The organism is Tissierella sp. (assembly GCF_031460495.1).
Lineage (GTDB): Bacteria > Bacillota > Clostridia > Tissierellales > Tissierellaceae > JAVKTS01.
This window is the reverse complement of the sequence record NZ_JAVKTS010000001.1, coordinates 501,700-522,610: the sequence shown is the minus strand read 5'-3', so window position 1 is coordinate 522,610 and position 20,911 is coordinate 501,700. Positions and strand designations below refer to the sequence as shown.

The 20,911-nt window shown below is 31.5% G+C and carries 20 protein-coding genes; 5 read left to right on the top strand and 15 right to left on the bottom strand.

Annotated elements, in window-relative coordinates:
- Window positions 1-101: 101 nt before the first annotated feature.
- From RIN63_RS02460 to RIN63_RS02450, 3 genes are all read right to left on the bottom strand, one after another.
- Window positions 102-1,478, bottom strand: a complete 1,377-nt coding sequence (locus RIN63_RS02460) for an MATE family efflux transporter (RefSeq protein WP_310443069.1) — start codon at window positions 1,476-1,478, stop codon at window positions 102-104.
- Window positions 1,479-1,623: 145 nt separating this feature from the next.
- Complete coding sequence (locus RIN63_RS02455; RefSeq protein WP_310443068.1) at window positions 1,624-3,597, bottom strand: helix-turn-helix domain-containing protein; 1,974 nt, start codon at window positions 3,595-3,597, stop codon at window positions 1,624-1,626.
- Between the two features lie 15 nt (window positions 3,598-3,612).
- On the bottom strand, window positions 3,613-4,026 hold the full coding sequence (locus RIN63_RS02450; protein ID WP_310443067.1) for a bacteriohemerythrin: 414 nt from the start codon (window positions 4,024-4,026) through the stop codon (window positions 3,613-3,615).
- Window positions 4,027-4,182: 156 nt separating this feature from the next.
- On the opposite strand from RIN63_RS02450, the gene RIN63_RS02445 reads away from it, so the two are divergent.
- The gene (locus RIN63_RS02445) at window positions 4,183-4,866 is read left to right on the top strand and encodes a hydrolase (protein WP_310443066.1); all 684 of its coding nucleotides are present in this window, start codon (window positions 4,183-4,185) and stop codon (window positions 4,864-4,866) included.
- A gap of 75 nt (window positions 4,867-4,941) precedes the next feature.
- On the opposite strand, the gene RIN63_RS02440 is transcribed toward RIN63_RS02445, so the two are convergent.
- The 3 genes from RIN63_RS02440 to RIN63_RS02430 all read right to left on the bottom strand — a co-directional run bounded on the left by RIN63_RS02440 (window position 4,942) and on the right by RIN63_RS02430 (window position 8,141).
- Window positions 4,942-6,300, bottom strand: a complete 1,359-nt coding sequence (locus RIN63_RS02440; RefSeq protein ID WP_310443065.1) for a sodium:alanine symporter family protein — start codon at window positions 6,298-6,300, stop codon at window positions 4,942-4,944.
- Window positions 6,301-6,391: 91 nt separating this feature from the next.
- Window positions 6,392-7,237: a DNA-binding domain-containing protein gene (locus RIN63_RS02435; protein ID WP_310443064.1), complete on the bottom strand. Its 846-nt coding sequence runs from the start codon at window positions 7,235-7,237 to the stop codon at window positions 6,392-6,394.
- Between the two features lie 22 nt (window positions 7,238-7,259).
- Window positions 7,260-8,141, bottom strand: coding sequence for a DMT family transporter (locus tag RIN63_RS02430; RefSeq protein WP_310443063.1), 882 nt, complete (start codon window positions 8,139-8,141; stop codon window positions 7,260-7,262).
- A gap of 115 nt (window positions 8,142-8,256) precedes the next feature.
- Between RIN63_RS02430 and RIN63_RS02425 the strand changes: the two genes are divergently transcribed.
- The 3 genes from RIN63_RS02425 to RIN63_RS02415 all read left to right on the top strand — a co-directional run bounded on the left by RIN63_RS02425 (window position 8,257) and on the right by RIN63_RS02415 (window position 11,444).
- Window positions 8,257-9,570, top strand: a complete 1,314-nt coding sequence (locus RIN63_RS02425; RefSeq protein ID WP_310443062.1) for an aminotransferase class V-fold PLP-dependent enzyme — start codon at window positions 8,257-8,259, stop codon at window positions 9,568-9,570.
- 24 nt (window positions 9,571-9,594) lie between these two features.
- Complete coding sequence (locus RIN63_RS02420) at window positions 9,595-10,083, top strand: DsrE/DsrF/DrsH-like family protein (protein ID WP_310443061.1); 489 nt, start codon at window positions 9,595-9,597, stop codon at window positions 10,081-10,083.
- A gap of 104 nt (window positions 10,084-10,187) precedes the next feature.
- Window positions 10,188-11,444: a D-serine ammonia-lyase gene (locus RIN63_RS02415; RefSeq protein WP_310443060.1), complete on the top strand. Its 1,257-nt coding sequence runs from the start codon at window positions 10,188-10,190 to the stop codon at window positions 11,442-11,444.
- A 78-nt stretch (window positions 11,445-11,522) separates the two neighbouring features.
- Here RIN63_RS02415 and RIN63_RS02410 read toward each other — a convergent pair whose 3' ends face one another.
- From RIN63_RS02410 to RIN63_RS02380, 7 genes are all read right to left on the bottom strand, one after another.
- Entirely contained in the window at window positions 11,523-12,185 is a 663-nt protein-coding gene (locus RIN63_RS02410; RefSeq protein ID WP_310443059.1) for an ABC-2 transporter permease, read from the bottom strand.
- A gap of 11 nt (window positions 12,186-12,196) precedes the next feature.
- Complete coding sequence (locus RIN63_RS02405; RefSeq protein WP_310443058.1) at window positions 12,197-12,826, bottom strand: ABC-2 transporter permease; 630 nt, start codon at window positions 12,824-12,826, stop codon at window positions 12,197-12,199.
- Window positions 12,827-12,830: 4 nt separating this feature from the next.
- Window positions 12,831-13,676 carry an ABC transporter ATP-binding protein gene (locus tag RIN63_RS02400; RefSeq protein WP_310443057.1) on the bottom strand — a complete coding sequence of 282 codons (846 nt, stop codon included), beginning with the start codon at window positions 13,674-13,676 and terminating at the stop codon, window positions 12,831-12,833.
- Window positions 13,677-14,054 carry a GntR family transcriptional regulator gene (locus RIN63_RS02395; protein WP_310443056.1) on the bottom strand — a complete coding sequence of 126 codons (378 nt, stop codon included), beginning with the start codon at window positions 14,052-14,054 and terminating at the stop codon, window positions 13,677-13,679. It lies immediately after the preceding gene.
- Between the two features lie 171 nt (window positions 14,055-14,225).
- The gene (gene dapB / locus RIN63_RS02390; protein ID WP_310443055.1) at window positions 14,226-14,945 is read right to left on the bottom strand and encodes a 4-hydroxy-tetrahydrodipicolinate reductase; all 720 of its coding nucleotides are present in this window, start codon (window positions 14,943-14,945) and stop codon (window positions 14,226-14,228) included.
- Between the two features lie 9 nt (window positions 14,946-14,954).
- Window positions 14,955-15,827, bottom strand: coding sequence for a 4-hydroxy-tetrahydrodipicolinate synthase (gene dapA / locus RIN63_RS02385; RefSeq protein WP_310443054.1), 873 nt, complete (start codon window positions 15,825-15,827; stop codon window positions 14,955-14,957).
- 3 nt (window positions 15,828-15,830) lie between these two features.
- Window positions 15,831-16,841 carry an aspartate-semialdehyde dehydrogenase gene (locus tag RIN63_RS02380; protein WP_310443053.1) on the bottom strand — a complete coding sequence of 337 codons (1,011 nt, stop codon included), beginning with the start codon at window positions 16,839-16,841 and terminating at the stop codon, window positions 15,831-15,833.
- A gap of 196 nt (window positions 16,842-17,037) precedes the next feature.
- On the opposite strand from RIN63_RS02380, the gene RIN63_RS02375 reads away from it, so the two are divergent.
- The gene (locus RIN63_RS02375) at window positions 17,038-18,828 is read left to right on the top strand and encodes a DUF2207 domain-containing protein (RefSeq protein WP_310443052.1); all 1,791 of its coding nucleotides are present in this window, start codon (window positions 17,038-17,040) and stop codon (window positions 18,826-18,828) included.
- An 80-nt stretch (window positions 18,829-18,908) separates the two neighbouring features.
- Here RIN63_RS02375 and fni read toward each other — a convergent pair whose 3' ends face one another.
- Window positions 18,909-19,925, bottom strand: coding sequence for a type 2 isopentenyl-diphosphate Delta-isomerase (gene fni / locus RIN63_RS02370; protein ID WP_310443051.1), 1,017 nt, complete (start codon window positions 19,923-19,925; stop codon window positions 18,909-18,911).
- Window positions 19,926-19,942: 17 nt separating this feature from the next.
- Window positions 19,943-20,896, bottom strand: a complete 954-nt coding sequence (locus RIN63_RS02365) for an LCP family protein (protein WP_310443050.1) — start codon at window positions 20,894-20,896, stop codon at window positions 19,943-19,945.
- Window positions 20,897-20,911 lie beyond the last annotated feature (15 nt).

Below are 20,911 nucleotides of genomic sequence, written 5' to 3'. Positions count from 1 at the left end.
CCTTATGTAGTGTATCTATATTAAGAGTAACACTTTCCTTATAGTATTGCAAGTGTTTTAATAAAAAAAATATCAGGATCTTATATCCTGATATTTTTTATCTATGCTATTTTTTCACGCTCAATTTGTTTGTTTACCTTTATACTTAATTCTATACCCTCATTTTTTACAAGGAAATATGCACTAATACTAGCTAATATATCTGATATTGGATATGATATCCAAACACCTAATGCTCCTAGGTTGAATACTCTTACCAGTATAATAGACAAAGGTAACATTATCAATAATTGTTTAAGTACTGCTACAAGTATTGAAGTCTTTGCCTTTCCCATAGCTTGAAAATAGAATATAGATACATAGTAAATGCTAACTACTGGTAATACTGAAATCATTATTCTAAGGGCTATTATTGATTCTTTTATTATCTCAGCTTCCTTTACAAATATGGATATTATTTGTGGTGCGAATATCATGACCAATACCCACATTATAGCCGATGTAATAAAAGCGTAAATTGTAGTCTTATACATTACTGCCTTTAGTCTTTTATAGTTCTTGGCTCCCACATTAAATGCAGCGATAGGTTGCATTGCTGAAGCGATACCAAACATAGTAATAAATAAAAACATATAAACCTTAGATATAACTCCAAGTACTATTATTCCATTATCTCCTACTGAATTAAGTAGTAGATGATTCAATACTGCCATTAGAATTCCGTCTTCTGATTCTATTATAAAGGAAGATAAGCCTACTAAAATAATTGGTAATATTAATTTTTTATCTAATTCAAATCCTGATGTTATTTTATATTCTTTTTTCACCTTTGAATAATGATAATATGCATATGAAAACCCTATAATTTGAGATATTGTTGTTGCAACTGCAGCACCTTTGATACCCATCTTAAATTCAACTACTAATATATAATCAAGAATTATATTAATTATAGCTCCTATACTAGTACTTATTATTGAAATCTTATTATTGCCTAAGGATACCATAATATTTGATATAAAAGTTGTTAGACTTAAGAATATAGATCCAAATATAATTATACTTAGATAAGAATTAGCATATTCTAATGTCTGATTACTTGCACCAAGACCTATAAGGATCTTCTCTGAAAATATATATATTAAAATTGTAATCGTTAGCATAATTAAAGCTGAAAGTGAATAACCATTCTTAATAACTTTTCTAGCTTTTTCTGTATTACCTTGCCCGTTCGCTCTAGAAAATGCTGTTGATGTTCCAACTGCTACCATGATACTTAATGCTATTATTATTCTTTGAATTGGAAATACCAGGACCAAAGCTCCTATTCCTATTCCACCTACTTCTCTTCCTACAAATATTGTATCTACCATATTGTATAATTCAGATACAAGAAATGAAATTATAATTGGTATAGAAATCCTAAGTAATAGTTTCCCGATTTTTTCCTCTGCAAATATCTTGCTATTTTTACCCATAATAAAACCTCCATTTATGTTACTTCATTATGTTAACATAAATGGAGGCTCCTTTTCATTCACTTGTTTAGCCTCTTTTTCGGACTATTTGAGTTTTTTTAAAAACCATCATTTTTTATAAATCTTAAAATAATCCAAAAAAATCTTAACTTTGTACATTATTTAGCAAGATAAGTATCCCACCATAAGGTTTTACAGTAGCTACTAGATTATATATTGAAGCTTTCTTACCATAATAAAAAGTTACATTTGGATGTATATATTCCTTGAGTAGCTCCCAGTTGTCATTATCAAGTCTCTCTGGACTATTTAAATACACCCATTTATCATATACTGAACCAAATCCCTTATTAAGATTATATTTAGTCACTTGGAAGTCATTGGCCATATTTAAAATATTTAAAGAAACTTTCCTCTCTTTTACCTTTTCAATTGCTAAATCCTCATATATTACTCTTTCATCTATTTCTATAGGATTGAAAAGCATTATCTGATATCCATATTCAGATTTCGTAACTATATAGCCTTCCCCCTTGTCTATTATCTCATTACCTAATAAAGACAATAACATATAAGCATAATAAGAAGGTTTCTTTAAATAATTTGAGGTACATATACCATTACCACCAAAGAAAGTGTCATTATCCAATATGGTCTCTTTAGATATCTCATCTATCATATTTAAAACCACCCTATTATTTAGGTGAATATAGTTATATAGAACATAGGGAACCATGGATATTGTATCCTGCATTGGGGATATGGTTTTCTGTGGAAAATATGGCTCTAAATCCTTAACTTCAGTGCTTAACCATTTTTCAATATCTTCTTCATAGATGTTGGAAAAATGATTGATGAAATCATCAATTACATATTTCTCTACATTTTTTGTAATAATTATAGGAATAAGATTTAATTCCTTTAATGTATCAAGGATATTTTCAACCCTGGTCCAATTAATAAATTTATGACTTTTATCTCTATAAATATCCATATCTTCTGAAAAAAGTCTATTGACTATGCAATATTTGAATCTTATCTCTCTTTGAATCTCCTCTAAAATCCTTCTGTTTTCTTCTTCAAGTAAGAGATATATATCCCCTAAATCTATTAGGTCTGGTTTTTTAAATTCACCTATAGACTCCTTGTTTAAATCGATATCAATTTTTATTATCCTATTATCGTAATCATATCTCTCATAATCCTCTATATACTGAGTAAGAAATGGAATAGCTTCTTTAATATCAATATAAGTCAACTTTTTCATCTTTTCTAACTCTTTTTCACTGACCTTGTATTTCTTCCTATATTGCATAGGAGTACAGTCATAGTGGAGTTTGAAATGCTTGTTATAATACCTTACATGGGAAAAGCCAACTTCCTCGGATACTTCGGATATATTTTTACTCGTATCTAATAATAGCTTAGTTGATTCTTCTACCCTTATTTGGTTTAAATACTCGTTAAAACCAAGACCAAAGGTATCCTTTATTTTATATGATAAATATTGAGAAGTTAAAAATTCTTTATTAGCTATCTCTTGCAAACTGACCTTATTCATATAGTTGTTACTTAAGTATTTGACTATCCTATGATATCTTTCCAGTTGTACCTCATCTTCTTTTAGACTTTCTTCTTCATAAAAAAGATAATGAAAATTATTTAATAAATGATACATCATTTCTAATAAGTTCTCTTCAATCTTATCCTCATAATCATCTATTTTTGAGACTGCTTCATATAACAGGATTGATATATATCTTCTAAGCTCATAATATTTTTCTTCATTTTGAATATGTTCATCACTGGAATTCGTGTAAAAGAATACTTCCTTTGCATCATCATAGTATCTTTCAAAGAAATTCGGCTCTATACTGAGTAAAAGAACCAAGTTCTCTGGATCATTAGATTTTATACTACATACCTCATTAACATTAATTATCTCTATTTCTCTTTCTTCTAATGTATAGATTTCATTCTCTACTCCTACATCTATAGTCCCTTTCAAGACAAAAAGAATCTCTATGGAATCATTCCAGTGAATTGGATATTCCAAGATATTAGCTAAATGAATATTAATAGGTAAATCCTTCATGTATTGAACATATTCTTTCCTCATGATTACTCTCCTTAACTAAAAAACTCCTTTTTCATTTAAGAATTCTTTGTATTGCATATCAGTACCTAATATATGTTTTTCTATCCAATTAGCAATAAATACAATTAAATCCATAGCAGTTTTTCTCTGTGTCAAGTCAACTTCCTCAGCCTTTATGGATTTAATTTTACCTACAAAGGCATCATGTTGTAGCTTGTGTTGAACAAGATCTGAATAATTATTGGTCTTCATCATTGCTTCTTCATATGCAAAATGTTCGACTGTATAATTTGCTAGCTCTCCTACTACATCCATTATCTCGTCATACCTGTCAACTCCATCTTTTGCTGAAATTAAAGTATATAACTCTGAACCTAATCTAAATAACTCCATATGTTGCTCATCAATCTTTTCTATATTGACGCTAAAACTATCTTTCCACTTAAACATATTCTTTTCCCCCTAGTTAAAATTATTGTTACAATACTTTCATTTATACCCATCATATCATATTTATACCATTTTCAAGTTTTAAAATTCTTAAATTTATAATTTAATTAGGCTGTTTTAGTGTATAATATAAACAAGAATATAAGGAGGTGTAGTATGGATAAAGAAAAGTTTATTCCAGAGGTGAAAACTCAACTTCGCTCTAGAATAATAGAGGTGCCTTCTGTGATTTATAAATGTAGTGGAATAAAGATATTAGGTACAAGAATTAAATCATTACTATTTACCACTGATGTTGCAATAATTAAGAATTCAAATGCTAATTCAATTATAGCAGTTTATCCTTTCACTCCACAATTGTCTATTACCCAATCCATATTAGAAGTGGCTGCTGTCCCAGTATTCGTTGGTGTAGGTGGTGGATTAACTACTGGTAAACGATCTGTAGGTATTGCATTTCAGGCAGAGTTAATGGGAGCTTATGGAGTTGTAGTTAATGCTCCAACAGCAAATGAAGTGATTCGAGAGATGAAAGAACAAATAGATATCCCAATCATAGCTACAGTAGTATCTGAATTTGATGACTATAGGGGTAAGATAGAAGCTGGAGCAAGTATCTTAAATATATCTGGAGGTCCTAGAACAGCTTCTCTTGTGAAGCAAATTAGGGATGAATTTGGCAAGGATCTTCCAATTATTGCTACAGGTGGTCCTACTGATGAATCAATACTTGAAACTATTGAAGCAGGAGCAAATGCTATAACTTATACACCACCTACTAGTGCTGAAATATTTGCTGGGGTAATGGAAAAATACAGACATGAAAAGGAAAATAAATAAATAGTAAAATATTGAAAATCTTAATAAAAAAACCTGACAGTCATCTAGACTGTCAGGTTTTTTATTATTTATTATTTATCTTCTACCATTTAACTTTTCTTTAGAAAAATATTCTTTAGTAAGCTTAATAACTACTGGACTTAGGAATACAAGAGCTATTAAGTTTGGAATAGCCATTAAACCATTTAATGTATCTGCTATATCCCAAAGAAGTTCAAGTCCACCTACGGAACCTATAACTATGAAAGGGATCCATAGCATTCTATATGCCATATTGATTTTTGATCCCAATAGATATTCTGCACAACGCTCTCCATAGTATTCCCATCCTAATATAGTTGAGAAAGCAAACAATAAAAGACCTATGGCAACTATCCATCCACCATAAACTGGCATAACAGAGTTAAATGCCGCTGTAGTTAAAGCTGCCGCTGTTAAACCACTATCCCATACTCCTGATGTTAAAATTGCTAAAGATGTTATAGTAGCTATAACTAATGTATCTATCCATACTTCAAACACTCCCCATAATCCTTGGCGTACAGCACTATCTGTAGTTGCTGCAGCATGAGCTATAGGAGCAGAACCTAAGCCTGCTTCGTTTGTAAATACTCCTCTTGCAACTCCATATCTCATAGCAAGCATAACAGTTGAGCCTGTAAAACCTCCAACTGCAGCTGTTCCAGTAAATGCATGAGAGAGTATTAGCTTTATTGCTCCTGGTAATTGAGAAATATTCATTATAATAATTGCCAATCCACCTAAGATATAGAATGCAGCCATGAAAGGTACAAATATTTCAGTTACTTGACCTATTCTCTTAATTCCACCTATAACTACTATAGCTGCAAATATTGCACATACAATTCCAACAGTTAGTTTATCTAGACCAAATGTCACATTAAGTGCTTCTGCTATGGAATTTGCTTGAACCATATTTCCTATACCAAATGCTGCCACCGCTCCGAAGAAAGCAAATATCTTAGCTAACCATTTCATGTTTAGTCCGTTTGTAATGTAATACATAGGACCTCCAACAAATCTTCCATCTGGTGTTTTTTCTCTATATCTAATAGCTAACACTACTTCTGCGAATTTAGTAGTCATACCAACTATAGCAGCGAACCACATCCAAAATACTGCCCCAGGTCCACCTACTGCTATTGCTGTAGCTACTCCAGCGATATTACCTGTTCCAACTGTTGCTGCAAGTGCTGTAGATACTGCTTGAAAAGCGGATACTTCTCCCTGACCCTTTTCTTCCTTAGAAAACATCTTCATTAAAGTGTTCCTAAGTACATAACCTAATTTAGCAATTGAAAAGAAATTAGTTCGAATGGTTAGGTAAATACCAGTACCTACTAATAATATAAGTATTGGTGGTCCCCAAACGATATCGTTGATAAATTTGTTAATTGATATGAGCAGCTCCATTAATCTTCCTCCTAATCTTAGTTTAATCTAGATTATAGATGGGTTGCTTCAAAATAACTCATAATTATTCAATTTTAATTTCCGAATGTTTTTAATTGTTATAATTTTCGCAAATCATTTGCAAGCCTGAGAGAAATCTTTTCATATTAATTGAACCTTTTTCGCTACTTTTGTTCCTAATATAATCCATTTCCCGCTTTACTTGTTCAAAACTAAACAAGGTATTTGAATATTCCACAAAAGTTTCATTCATATAATCCTCTATACCCATACTTGCAATATTGCTTAAGGCCATATTAATTGCCCTTCTTGCTTTTTGCTCTGTAGCCTTAGGATTAGGACTAAACCTTGAACATAGATTTCTTATGGATATATCATTTATATTTATTTCGTTTTCAATTAAATACCTTGCAGCCTTTACTATGTAATCACTACCTATTTCACTAATTATTCCCAGCTTTAAAAGGACTATTTTGATATCTTGTTCACAATTGTTAAATTCTTTATTTTTATGAGAAATGGGTGCAATATCGTTAAAAATTTCTTGAACTTTTTTGATTTTATTTTCTAATTCAACCTCATATTTCACCTTTTTTATTATTGACTCAACCTCATATTCATTTATTGGTTTGCGAACAAAAAATTCTGCCCCATATCTATATACATTCTCAACTGTTTCCTTTGCAAACTCATTAGAGATTACAATAAATCTTGTATTTATTTTCTTCCTACTAATTTCTTCTATTATACGAAAGCCATCAAATCCTTCATATAAAAGATCTATAAGAATCAAATCTGGTTCAAAAACTTCCAATTCCTCTAAAATATCTAATTCCTCATTTGTTTCACCTACTATTACACCAAGATCAGCATTATGGATTATTTCTTTTAAAGATTTAATATCATCTGCATTGTTGTCTAGTATAAGAATCTTCATTTTTTCCCCCCATTATAATCTATTATGAATCTTTAGTATGTTTTAAAAACTCCCATTTTGTTTCGCTGGTTACAACTGATATAAGTATTGACATGCAACCAATAAAGAATCTTAGGCTTAGCTCTTCTTTCAAGAATATAATAGCAAATGTGCTTCCAAATACTGCTTCTAAACTGAGTATTATAGCTGTATGTGTAGAATTTGTATATTTCTGTGCAATGGTTTGTAACAAAAATGCAAGCATTGTACTAAATACAGCTAAATATAAAATTGGAATTATAGTTTGTCCCTGAATTGCAAGAGGTTTACCTTCAAATAAAAGTGCAAATATTAATGAAAGCACCGCAGCAGTAGCTAGTTGAACTATGGATATAACATATGGGTCTGATTCCTTTGCAAAATATCCTGTTGATGAAATATGGAGTGCAAAAAATACAGCACATATCAGCGTAAGGAAATCTCCATATCCCATGGCTAGATTACTATCTAGACTTAGTATCCCTATTCCTACTAAACACAAGAAGGCAGCAGCTAAATCAAACTTATCAGGCTTTTTCTTTGATATTCCCCAATAAATAAATGGCACCATAACCACATTTGTGGCAGTAATAAAAGCCTGCTTCCCTGCTTCTGTATATTGTAATCCTACAGTCTGAGTAGCAAAACCTGCGAACAAGAATAAGCCGATTATTACTCCTCCCTTAATATCTTTTAAGGAAGCTTTTCTAATTTTCTTAAAGAAAATCACGGATAATAGTACAGCAGAAACAAAAAATCTATAAAATAGCATATAAAAAGGTGTAATATGATCCAGGGCATTTTTTGTTACTATAAAGCCTGAACCCCATATAATAGCAACCAATAATAAAGACATATCTGCATAAAAAGCTTTTTTGTTTTTCAAGTATTATCTACTCCTTTCTTTTAATCATTATATCATAATCTAGAATTTTTATTAACTATCACCAAAATAATACAATTTAATAAAATAGTATTATCTCAATATTAAGGGTGATATTATGTATAGAAATTTGGTTATGGGTAGTGATAGTTCTGTTAGATTGATAAATGGTAATTCTGTAAATTATATAAACTTTGATAATGCTGCTACAACACCTCCATTTAAATCCGTTATAACTGAGATAGTCAATTTCTCTCCCTCTTATTCATCTGTCCATAGGGGTACTGGATACAAGTCCATAGTTTCCTCTAGAATCTATGATGAAGGCAGAGAAATTGTATTGGACTTCGTAGGAGGAGATAGGGATTACCATACATGTGTATTTTTGAAGAACACAACTGAGTGCATAAACAAATTATCCTATAGGTTAAAAGATACTCTAAAGGAAAAAATAGTTTTATCTACTTATATGGAACATCATTCTAATCTATTACCTTGGAAATATAAGTATAATACTGACTTTGTGGAAGTAGACGCTGTAGGTAGATTATGTTTGGAAGATTTAGAATTTAAGCTAAAAATGTACCAAGGAAAAGTTGGCTTAGTCACTGTAACTGGTGCATCTAATGTGACTGGTTATATTAATCCTATATATAGCATTGCAAAAATCTGTCATAAATATGGAGCTAAAATTCTAGTAGATGGAGCACAGCTTATTCCCCATAGTTTTTTTGATATGAAGCCTAAGGATAGCTTAGAACATATTGATTATTTAGCTTTCTCTGCACATAAAATGTATGCACCCTTTGGTACAGGTGTATTAGTAGCCCCAAAGGAGATATTTGATTATGGTTTACCAGAGCAGTTAGGAGGGGGAATTGTAAAATATGTTTCTATGGAAGATACAATATGGGCAAATCCACCAGAGAAAGAGGAGGCTGGAACCCCTAACCTAATGGGAGTTCTTGCATTATCAACTAGCATCAGAACATTGCAGGAACTTGGAATGAATTCAATAGAAGAATATGAAAGAGATTTAACCAGATATGCTCTTAATTTATTAAAAAATATACCTGACCTTGTTTTATATGACGATTGTGATGTAAATAATAAGGTATCAATTATATCTTTTAATATGAAAGGATTGGAACACAATGAGTTGGCTAGTATACTTGCTCTTTATGGTGGAATAGCTGTTAGAAACGGTTGCTTCTGTGCCCAACCTTATGTCCAAAGATTACTTAAGATATCTAATGAAGAAATGAAGAAGTATAGGGAAAATGAATCCTTGCCAAGACCTGGTTTAGTAAGGATAAGTCTTGGTTTATATAATGATTATAATGAAATATATTTACTTTCATATATTCTTAATGAAATCAGCCAAAATATAGATTTTTTCAAAGCAAAGTATAGAAATCCTTCTTTCTGCTAAATCTAGTGGAAAGGAGGTTTTTTTATGGATAATAAGGATAAAAAGAAGATAAGCATACTTATGTTTAGTGGCGATTATGATAAGGCTTTAGCAGCTCTTGTCTTGGCAAACTCTGCCAGTGGTATTAATATGGAGGTCACAATGTTCTTTGCATTTTGGGGATTAATGTTGGTGAGGGATCCAAATAATGCATCTGATGAAGAGAAAACAAGAGCAGAAAAAATGTTTGCAAACATGACTCCAAAATATATTGAAGATCTACCTCTATCGAAAATGAATTTTGCAGGTATAGGTAAAAAAATGTTAGTAGGAATGATGGAAGACAGTGAAACCCCTACATTATCTGATTTCTTAAAGGGAGCATTAAAAAAAGGCGTAAATATGAAAGCATGCAAACTATCCTGTGAAGTCATGGGCTTTAAAGAGGAAGAGCTTCTCAAAGAAGTTAGTATAGTAACAGCAGAAGAATATTTAGTAGATGCCCTAGATTCTGATATCCAACTATTTATATAACAAAGGCAACATAGAGGGATACTCCCTTTGTGTTGTTTTTCTTTGATTATTCTTCAAAATATTATATACTAAAGATAACTGAAATTGTATTGGAGGTTTATTATATGGATTTTCCTTTATTAAATGATTTGAAAGAGATGAAAGAAGTGATTTGGTATAATAATAATTATACTAATTTTAGTGAAGTAAAGGATTCTCTAGCTGTTTCTTATGATGATGTCTTAGAGGCTTTAGAGAGGCTAGAAAGATTTGCATCATATATAAAAAAAGTATTCCCTGAAGTAATAGATGGGATTATTGAATCCCCTGTGTCTAAGCTTGAAAAAATAAAGATAAGAATGGAAAATGAACATAAGAAGAAGATCTATGGTGATTTAATCTTAAAAAGGGATGACCTACTTCCCATAGCTGGCTCTATTAAGGCTCGTGGTGGTATATACGAGGTTCTTAAATATGCAGAAACTCTAGCAATGGATAATGGTCTTCTTGAATTAAATGATGATTATTCTATATTAGCTAGTGATAATTTGAAGGAATTCTTTTCATCTTATACTATTCAAGTAGGTAGTACAGGGAACCTTGGATTAAGTATTGGTACTATATCTGCAAAGCTAGGCTTTAATGTAATAGTTCATATGTCTCAGGATGCAAAGCAATGGAAAAAGGATTTGCTTCGCTCTAGAGGAGTTGAGGTAGTTGAATATGAGTCAGATTATTCAAAAGCTGTAGAGGAAGGAAGGGCATTGTCTGATAATGACCCTAAGTCCTACTTTATTGATGATGAGAACTCTAAAGATTTATTTATGGGATATGCTGTAGCTGGGCTAAGGACTAAGAAGCAGCTTGATGCCATGGGTATTGTAGTAGATGTAGAACATCCTCTATTGGTATATCTACCTTGTGGTGTAGGCGGTGGACCTGGTGGTGTTGCATATGGATTGAAGCTTATGTATGGTGACAATGTACATTGCTTCTTTGCTGAACCAACTCATTCTCCTGCGATGCTCTTAGGATTAGCCTCAGGGCTTCATGATAAAGTTTCAGTAGAGGATATTGGACTTGATAACAAAACTGCAGCTGATGGTTTAGCAGTTGGAAGACCTTCCTCCTTTGTAGGAAAAATCATGGACAAGACTTTAACCGGAGCTTTTACAATTGATGACCATAGATTATACGATTTTCTAAAAGAATTATATGAGGAAGAAAAAATATTTTTAGAGCCTTCTGCCTTAGCTGGACTTTTAGGGCCTATATTTACTTCTGATAAATATCAGAATAAAAATATCACTCATATGTGCTGGGGAACTGGGGGCTCTTTAGTTCCAGATGATATTAGAAAGTCCTTGATCAATAAAGAATAAAACTGCAAAAGGAGTAAATTCCTTTTGCAGTTTTTATTTTCATGAGCTTTTAGAGATACCCCCATGACAAAACCAAGATTAAAATTCCTTAGTCTTATATATTTGCTTTGATATTTGAAGAGATATAAAACATAAAATAATCCCAAGGCCTAGTAGTGAATAGGTAATAGACTTAAAATCCATTTTCATTGCAGCATCAAACCACTTTGATGTTCCTATATTAGGCATATATTTGCTTACCAAATTTGGAGATAGTACTAATATTATATAAAATATTGAGTTAAATATCTGTACTTTTTCCATATTGTAATATTGAAAAGGTAAGAATAGTGAAATGAATATTAAACATATACCTGATAAAAAAAGCATATCCAATATTTTAACAGGGTTTCCCAAATTATTGCTGGCAAACAAATATTTTGATATATTGGTTGCAATGAAGATAACTCCTATTGAAAACAATAAATATAGAATTGAAGATATATATCTAGCTTTAACTATGTCATTTCTATTGATAGATAAGGAATTTAGCATTATATCAGACTTGGCTTTTATATCATACTGAGTTGTATATGATATTGAAACATATACCATCAAGAATATACCATATCCATAGATCAGCTTTGATTTTAATATCTCATTAACCGTATTTCCGATAATAGCCGATACTATACCTACTACTAATATAAATAAGTTCATAAACCTAAGTACTTTAATATCTTTTATTACTAGATTTTTCAAACCAATCCCTCCTAATATAAATCCCTTGTTTCATATAGTCCTATAGATATTAGCATGGACAATAGGTATATTATCCCTACTAAAAGCAATACCAAAGGTCCTTGAAAATAGTTAGATAGCAACATTGACCCTATTTCATCACTTATGGCACTGGTAATATTTATTATTAGTATAAAAATTATTATATTTGCTATATTGCTTAGTTTAGGAGGCAACCTAAATTGTGCAGGAAAAGAAATAGATGAACTAAACAATAAGACCAACAAGCTTTGTTTTATGGTTAAAATATCAAATTTGCCATCATATTCAAAACCTAAAAGTTTGAAAATATAAAAACATATCCATGTATACACTAGGCCTATAAGAAAATAAATAAACATAGCTAAATATCTACTTATGACTATATCCTTCTTTTTAATAGGTAGAGACTGTATTAACATATGGGGTTTATCTCTTAATTCATATTTGAAAGGAATAGAACTTAATACAAATCCATAACTTATTAGCATTAGAGAATAAACTCCTGTAGTATTTTCTGATCCTAGAATTAACATCATAAGAGGAAAAAACAAGACTAAAGTTATTACATTTGATTTAATGGAAAAAATCAACAATAAGTCTTTTTTAATTAAATTTAACATACCTCTACCTCCTTACACTATAGACCATTATGTCTTCTAAGGATGGCCTTTCTATTAATGCCTGATTACCAAATATGGCCTTGATTTTTTGTGAGTTTGCTATAAGGCCCTCAAATCCTACATTAGTCTCTCTAATACCAAGGAATTCTTTTCTAGTATCTTTATCCAGTAAATTATTTCCACCCTTTACAATAGCATAGGACTCTAATGCTTCATCCTTAGATTTTGAAAATACTATCTTTCCTTCATTTATAAATGTAATATAATCTGCGATTTTTTCTAAATCTGTAGTTATATGAGTGGAGAAGAATATGGATTTATTTTCATCTTGGATAATATTATACAAGATATCTAAAATTTCCCTTCTAAACACTGGATCTAACCCTGATGTAGGCTCATCCATTATTATCAAGTCTGCATCGTGAGATAAAGCCAATGCTAATGAGAATTTCATCTTCATTCCCTTGGATAGTTTCTTTATTTTTTGTCCTACATCTAAATCAAAATCCTTCATATATTTATTGAATAAGTCATTATTCCATTCCTTATAAAAAGGCGCTACAATATTTTTCATTTGACTGATGCTTAAATCTTCATAAAAATATGATTCATCATATACAAATCCTATTCTATTTTTTATTTCCCTCTCAAATTCAATATTATCCTTATTAAATACTTTTATTTCCCCAGAATCTTTTTTGAGAAGATTCATTATCAGCTTTATAGTTGTACTTTTTCCTGCTCCATTAGGCCCTATGAATCCCATTATATATCCAGGTTCTAGCCTAAAAGATATATTATCTAGCTCAAATGTTTTAAATTTTTTAGATAAACTTTTTACTTCTAGCATTTATTCTACCTCCTCAAACAGAATTTTTAGCATTTCATTTATCTCTAAGTATTTTAGTCCAAGCAATTTAGATTCATCTACTATTTCAGATAATTTCTGCTCTATAAGTTTTAATTTCTTCTCTTTCATTAGTTCTTTGTTTTGTATAGCTACAAATGAGCCCTTCCCCTGCATAGTTTCTATAAAACCCTCTTTTTCTAATTCCTCATATGCCCTTTTAGTTGTGATCACAGATATCTGTAAGTCTTTGGCCAGACCTCTTATTGAAGGTAAGGATTCCCCTTCTTCCAACTCCCCTCTTATTATCATTCCTTTTATTTGACTTGATATTTGCTCATATATAGGCTCATTAGATGAATTAGATACAATTATCCTCATGCTACACCTCCTTAAAAGAAACTGTTCATCTTGTATATACTGTATATATAATCTATATACAGTATATGCCTTAATTATTACTATGTCAATAATTAATTAGTAAAAAATAGCAAATAAATTAAAAAAATAAGTTTAGGAATTGGTGCCAGGCACCAATTTCTAAACTTATTCCTATATATTTAGTACATCTCTCATATTGTATAATCCTGGTTGCTTGCCTATGATAAATTTTGCTGCTTCTAATGCTCCTTGGGCAAATACTTTGCGATCATAGGCTTCATGAGATATTTTTATTGATTCTAGTTCATTAATGAAATTTGCTTCATGATAGCCTACAATATTCCCACCCCTAATAGAATGAATGCCTATTTCTCCTTTTTCCCTTGGACATTCTCCTTCTCTGCCATATTGATGTTTTCTTAGCTCATTTAAGCCTCTTTCAATGGATTCCACTATTGTTACAGCGCTACCTGATGGAGCATCTTTTTTTCGATTATGATGGGATTCTAATACTTCAATATCTACCTTATCCTTGAATACTGATGCCGCTTGCTCTACTAATGCAAACATTAGGTTCATTCCCAAGGACATATTAGTTGCTTGAAGTATTGGAATTCTAGTAGAAGCTTCCTTTATCTTTTTAAGCTGTTCCTCATTATATCCAGTGCTACCTATTACAATAGGTAAACCTCTATCTAATCCCAGCTTAAGTACTCTATCTATAGCGGATTCATGGGTGAAGTCTATTAACACATCAAACTTTACATCTTCCACTGGGTTCCCAACATTTCTGCATAACCCATAGACATTATTCCAATAAGAATCCTCTATGGCTAACTCTTTAATAATTGTTCCCATCTTTCCCCTTATCCCATAGATTAATAAATTCATAATATCCTCCTAAATGATATTCATCCTCTTCATCTCTTGAATTAATTTGATTCTATTATTATCTTCCATAGATGTCAAAGGCAATCTTAGTTCGTCTTCTATATATCTCATCTCTGATAAAGCTGCCTTTACTGGTATTGGATTTACCTCGCAGAATAGCAAATCTATAAGCTTCTTATATTCCAGTTGAATTCTTAATGCTTCTGCAACATCTCCATTCATAAATGCTTCACACATTTCTTGCATTTCCTTTGGTATTACATTGGACGCTACTGAAATAACTCCATGACCACCACATGCATATATTGGCACTACTTGATCATCATTACCTGAATAAATCATAAAATCTTCAGGTACAATCCTTTTTATCTCTAGTATTTGTGAAATATTACCACTTGCTTCTTTAACTCCTATAACATTATCTACTCTACTCATAGATAAAACTACTTCTGGTGGAATGTTTACTGCTGTTCTACTAGGTACATTGTATAATATTACAGGTAATTTTGTAGCATTAGCTACTGCTGTGAAATGCGCTATCATGCCACTATTTGTACATTTATTGTAATATGGTGTAACTATTAGTATTCCATCTGCTCCTAGCTCTTCAGCTTGTTTTGTATTTTCAACAGCACTCTCTGTACAATTAGAACCAGTACCAACTATGACAGGAATTCTTTTGCCTACTTTCTCTACTGCAGTTCGTATGATAAGTTCTTTTTCTTCCTTACTTATAGTTGAAGCTTCTCCTGTAGTACCTAGTACTATTAATGCTTGAGTTCCATTTTCAATTTGAAAATCGATTAATTTCTCATAGGCTTCCTTATGAAACTTCCCATCTTTAAATGGTGTAACAATTGCAACTCCTGCACCTTTAAACATTGATTATCCCTCCAATTTTATATTTTCTATAGCCTCAATAATCTGTATTGCATTAGTAGCTGCACCTTTTCTAAGGTTATCTGCTACTACCCAAAGTGATATACCCTTAGGATTATATAAGTCCTTACGAATTCTTCCTACATAGGTCAAATCTGTGTTTTCTACTTCTAATGGAGTAGGGTATTTATTTATCTTTGGTTCATCTTCTACTATTATACCCTCTGATTCTTCTAATAAATTTTTAATTTCTTCTACATTTGCTTCTTCCTTAAGCTCCAAATATATTGATTCACTATGACCATAGAAGACTGGTATTCTAACTGCAGTTGGATTGATTTCTATTGTATCATCAGCTAATATCTTGTGAGTTTCATATACCATTTTTAATTCTTCTTTGGTAAATCCATTCTCGTTGAATACATCTATATGGGGTATGCAATTGCCGGCTATTTTTCTTGTATATACCTTATTTGGATAATTAGTATCTTCCATCTGGCTTTGTAATTCTACTATAGCCTTGTGTCCGCTACCTGATACAGCTTGATAAGTGGATACTACTATTCTCCTTATACCGTATTTCTTGTATATAGGTGTAATCGCTACTACCATTTGAGTTGTAGAGCAGTTTGGATTAGCTATAATACCTCTATAGCCTTTTAATACACTAGCATTAACTTCTGGTATAACTAAAGGTATATCCTTATCCATTCTAAAATGTGATGAATTATCTATTACCATATTACCTGCACTTGCAGCGATTGGTGCATATTTTTCTGATATGCTTCCTCCTGCAGCAAATAAGAGATAATCGTATTTTTCTTTCATTACTTCTTCAGTTAAAAGCTCTATTGTAATTTCTTTTTTTAATTTATCCAAATAAATAGTTTTTCCAGCTGACTTTTCTGATGCAAAAAGTCTTAGCTCATCTATTGGTATATTTCTCTCCATAACTACTTCTAACATTTTTTGTCCTACTGCACCTGTTGCTCCTACAATTCCAATAATCAAACCCATATTATCACTCCTTGTACATTGAATTAACAAATATATTATATATCTTTTACCCTTTGTAAACAAGATTATGTTATCTTAAGTACATTTTTTATACTCCTTAATCCCATTATATGAGATAATAGCATAATATTAACTACTAATTCAATTTATTTAGTTGTATAATATAAAAGTATATAGTTTATATGGAGGTGGCATTTTGTTTTCAAAAAAGCTCAATGTAGTATTAATCATAATTGTATTAATCTTTATCTCCACAGCTAGTTTTGCTGAGGATGCCTTAAGTATTAGCAGATGGATAGTAGATTCTAAGTTGATTGATAATGGTGATTTAGTGGTTTCAGAGGATCTCACTTTTAATTTCAAAGATAGCTTCAATGGAGTTTATCGTGATATTGTCCTAAGTGGTACATCAGGTATAAATGACTTGGAGCTCTACGAGATGATTGAAGGAGTTGAAGTTCCTTATAATCTTGTGGCATCAGCTAAAAAAGGTGATAATGGTGTATTTACAACTACCAATGAAATAAACACTCTGAATATAATAATATTTTCACCTTCTAAAAACGAATCAAAAACCTTTCGTATTAAGTATACTGTCAAGGATGTAGCAATTAATAATATAGATACTGGTGAACTATATTATAAGTTTTTAGGTAATCAAAACTCCACAGCAGTGGATTATTTTTCTGCTACTATTAAATTACCAGGTAATGACATGGAAAAAACTAAGATATTTGCCCATGGTCCTCTCAATGGTGAAATCAAATTTGTCGAAGGGAAAAGGGATTTAATTAAATTAGATGTATCCAATGTGCCTATTGATACATTTATAGAGGCTAGAATACTATTTCCAAAATCTTTTATAGATTCTAGCACAAATATGGGAAACAGGACTTTTGACGATATAATGAGTGAAGAATTATCATTGATAAAAGCAATAGAAGATAAGGCTATATCTAAATCTAAAAACAAAAGCCTATTTAATAATATATCTATAGTAATGACTGCAATAGGAACTATAATCACTGGTCTTATCTTTAATAAGCTTAGAAGAAAAGCAGATATATATGACTCTATGAATACCTTATCTCCAGAAGATATTACACCTGCAGAACTTAGGGTCTTCTACATGCAGGTCATTGATTCTAGGTCTTTGATGACATCAATATTTGATTTGGCGAGAAAAGAGTATATGTCTATTGAAGAGATAGAAAGCTCTAAGAAGAAAAAAAGGGATTTCCAATTTTCCAGAACTACTAGGTCTAAAAAAGATCTAGTACCCCATGAAATGTATCTTTTAGATTGGCTATTTAATACTATTGGTGATGGTGATAAAGTATCTACAAAGGATATCGAAGAATATAGAAATAAAAACTTTATGAGTTTTGGCAAGGAATTTAACCTATGGCAAAAGAAAATTCGAGAAGATGTTAAGGCTAGGGGTTATTATGATAGTAGTAGTGGTAAATTTGCTGGACTAATTCTTATTGCATCTCTACTTTGCTTTAGTATTGGTATTACAAGCCTTATATTAGAAGGTCTCTATGGTATAGCTTTAATTATCCTATCAGTATTTACCTTTGTATATGGAATTGTTTTATTCACCAGAAAATCTGATAAGGGTCATATTCAATATGGCTTATGGAAAGATTTTAAGAAAAATGTAGATATGCAAAGAAAAGTTACAGAGGAATATGATGTCTCTATACCAAGAGATATGACCTTAATCTATGCTTTAGCCTTAGGATTGCCAATGAAATCATTAGATAATCTTAGAGGAACAATGCCTGCATCCTATGACTCCAGTCATTGGGCATATTGGTATTTCCTAAGCAATCGTAAGGGCGGGTCTAGTTTTGAAGATAGATTCAATTCATCTTTTTATGGTGATGCAACGGGGACTAGCTCAAGCTCTACAGGAAGTGGAGGTGGCTTCTCTAGTGGTGGAGGAGGAGGTGCCGGTGGCGGCGGTGCTGGAGGATTTTAAAATCAGTTAGTGAAAAAACTATAGGGAATAGCTTTAAGATATAAATCTTTTAGCTATTCCCTATTCACTCTTAGTTGTCACTATATTAGTTCTTTTAATTCTCCTATTATTCTATAATCAGTGGTTTTCAATTCTTGAATATTTTGTTTCCCTAGGAGAAGCATTAATACTTTCATCTTATATATTAATCCTTCTAAATAATCCCTAGCGGTATTATATCCTCCATGAAGTAAATATGACAGTATCTCACCAGATATACCAGCCATATTACCACCGATGATCAGTGCCTTGACTATATCCATACTATTTCTTATACCACCGCTTGCAATTAAGTTCAAGTCATCTGGTAATTCCCTACATTTAATCAATGTAAGAGCAGTTGGTATTCCCCATGAGTATAGGTCTGAAAAATCCATATTATTATATCTAACATTCTCGATTTCTATAAAATTAGTGCCCCCAGATCCAGATACATCAATATTTCTAACTCCAATATTATATAATTTAGAAGCTACTTCCTTTGAAATACCAAATCCTACTTCCTTTACTATAACTGGCTTATCTATCTCTTTAACTATTCTCTCAATATTATCTAAAATTCCTGTAAAATCTCTATCACCTTCAAGCATGACCACTTCTTGAGCAGGATTTAGATGTAATTGAATAGCATCACCATTTACTAGTTCCAATGCTGATTTTACATCGTCTAAACTAGAGTTAGCACCTAGATTGGCAATGACAATACCATTATCCCCTAGGTTTTCTCTAACAATCTTAAAGGATTCCTTACATCCTTCCTCTTCTTCACATAAGGCTATGGTTTGAGAGCCTACTGCCATAGGAATATTAAACTCCTTGGCAAGTAATGACAATTCTCGATTTATTTCCCAGGAAAAGTCAGACCCACCTGTCATAGCATTGATGATTATAGGATAATCTACTGTTTTCCCTAAGAAAGATGTTTTTGTGTCTATATCTGCAAAATTCAAATTAGGCAATGCATTATGTTGTAAAAATACATCTCCCAAAAGTGTATCTCCCTTATAAGTTGTCCTAAGATAGTTCTCTACATGCTCTTTTTTTCTCTTTTTTCTCATTTTTTCACCTCTATCTATTATTGACTTAATAAATAGTCTCCAAACATTTCTTGGACAATTGCACTAGTCTCTTCTCTATTATATATCCAATAATCAGTTCCTGCAATCCTTTCTCCAACTCCTGGAATTGTATTGGTTTTCATGTTCTCAATGTCTATCTTCTTGGCAGCAAATGCTCCCTTTACCATAATATCTAGAGAAATATTAGTTTCTACATAAGTATAGTATGTCTCTACAAACTTTGGTAATTTTGCAATATTTTTAAGTTTTAATGTCTGCTTTATGAATTCCTTCATAAACATTTGCTGTGCTCCAATTCGACCTATATCTCCTTCAGCATATCCAGATGTATAATCGTTATTATGTCTCCATCTCAAAAAATCATGGGAATTTTTCCCATCTAAGGTTTGTAATCCTTTTTTGATATTTATATTTAGTGGTGGATCGGCATAAGGATCTTTATATTTCATATTCCTAGGTACATCTATCTCTACTCCACCTATTTCATCTACTATTTCCATTACAGCTTTGTAGTCAACTTTTACATAATAATCTATATCCAGATTTAGGAAGTCTCTTAAAGACTTTAAAGTAAGAGCTGGCCCTCCATATGCATGGGCATGATTAATTTTATCTTCTTTCCCCTTTACAAGTACCCTCGTATCCCTTGGTATAGATAACATATTGATTTGTCCTGTATCAAAGTTTACTCTAAATAGCATCATAGTATCAGACCTAGTACCCTTTGATTTTTTTACATCTTTAGCGTCTACACCCATGAGTAAAAACAAAATTTCATTCTTTACCTTTTGTTTTACCTCATTTCCTTCTCCAAAATCAATATCATCTTCTAGACCCTCCATAGCCTCAGTGGAACGTTCTTTAAATACGCCTAGCTTATTAAGTCCTGAAAAAATTACACCAAAACATATAAATGATATTATAAATGATATTAAAAATTTCTTTTTCATCCTCACACCTCTAAC

Bases quoted from the DNA above. Each gene is read 5' to 3' on its own strand.
- RIN63_RS02460 (WP_310443069.1), bottom strand. From the start codon at position 1,478: ATGGGTAAAAATAGCAAGATATTTGCAGAGGAAAAAATCGGGAAACTA.
- RIN63_RS02455 (WP_310443068.1), bottom strand. From the start codon at position 3,597: ATGAGGAAAGAATATGTTCAATACATGAAGGATTTACCTATTAATATT.
- RIN63_RS02450 (WP_310443067.1), bottom strand. From the start codon at position 4,026: ATGTTTAAGTGGAAAGATAGTTTTAGCGTCAATATAGAAAAGATTGAT.
- RIN63_RS02445 (WP_310443066.1), top strand. From the start codon at position 4,183: ATGGATAAAGAAAAGTTTATTCCAGAGGTGAAAACTCAACTTCGCTCT.
- RIN63_RS02440 (WP_310443065.1), bottom strand. From the start codon at position 6,300: ATGGAGCTGCTCATATCAATTAACAAATTTATCAACGATATCGTTTGG.
- RIN63_RS02435 (WP_310443064.1), bottom strand. From the start codon at position 7,237: ATGAAGATTCTTATACTAGACAACAATGCAGATGATATTAAATCTTTA.
- RIN63_RS02425 (WP_310443062.1), top strand. From the start codon at position 8,257: ATGTATAGAAATTTGGTTATGGGTAGTGATAGTTCTGTTAGATTGATA.
- RIN63_RS02420 (WP_310443061.1), top strand. From the start codon at position 9,595: ATGGATAATAAGGATAAAAAGAAGATAAGCATACTTATGTTTAGTGGC.
- RIN63_RS02415 (WP_310443060.1), top strand. From the start codon at position 10,188: ATGGATTTTCCTTTATTAAATGATTTGAAAGAGATGAAAGAAGTGATT.
- RIN63_RS02405 (WP_310443058.1), bottom strand. From the start codon at position 12,826: ATGTTAAATTTAATTAAAAAAGACTTATTGTTGATTTTTTCCATTAAA.
- RIN63_RS02400 (WP_310443057.1), bottom strand. From the start codon at position 13,676: ATGCTAGAAGTAAAAAGTTTATCTAAAAAATTTAAAACATTTGAGCTA.
- RIN63_RS02395 (WP_310443056.1), bottom strand. From the start codon at position 14,054: ATGAGGATAATTGTATCTAATTCATCTAATGAGCCTATATATGAGCAA.
- dapB (WP_310443055.1), bottom strand. From the start codon at position 14,945: ATGAATTTATTAATCTATGGGATAAGGGGAAAGATGGGAACAATTATT.
- dapA (WP_310443054.1), bottom strand. From the start codon at position 15,827: ATGTTTAAAGGTGCAGGAGTTGCAATTGTTACACCATTTAAAGATGGG.
- RIN63_RS02380 (WP_310443053.1), bottom strand. From the start codon at position 16,841: ATGGGTTTGATTATTGGAATTGTAGGAGCAACAGGTGCAGTAGGACAA.
- fni (WP_310443051.1), bottom strand. From the start codon at position 19,925: ATGAGAAAAAAGAGAAAAAAAGAGCATGTAGAGAACTATCTTAGGACA.
- RIN63_RS02365 (WP_310443050.1), bottom strand. From the start codon at position 20,896: ATGAAAAAGAAATTTTTAATATCATTTATAATATCATTTATATGTTTT.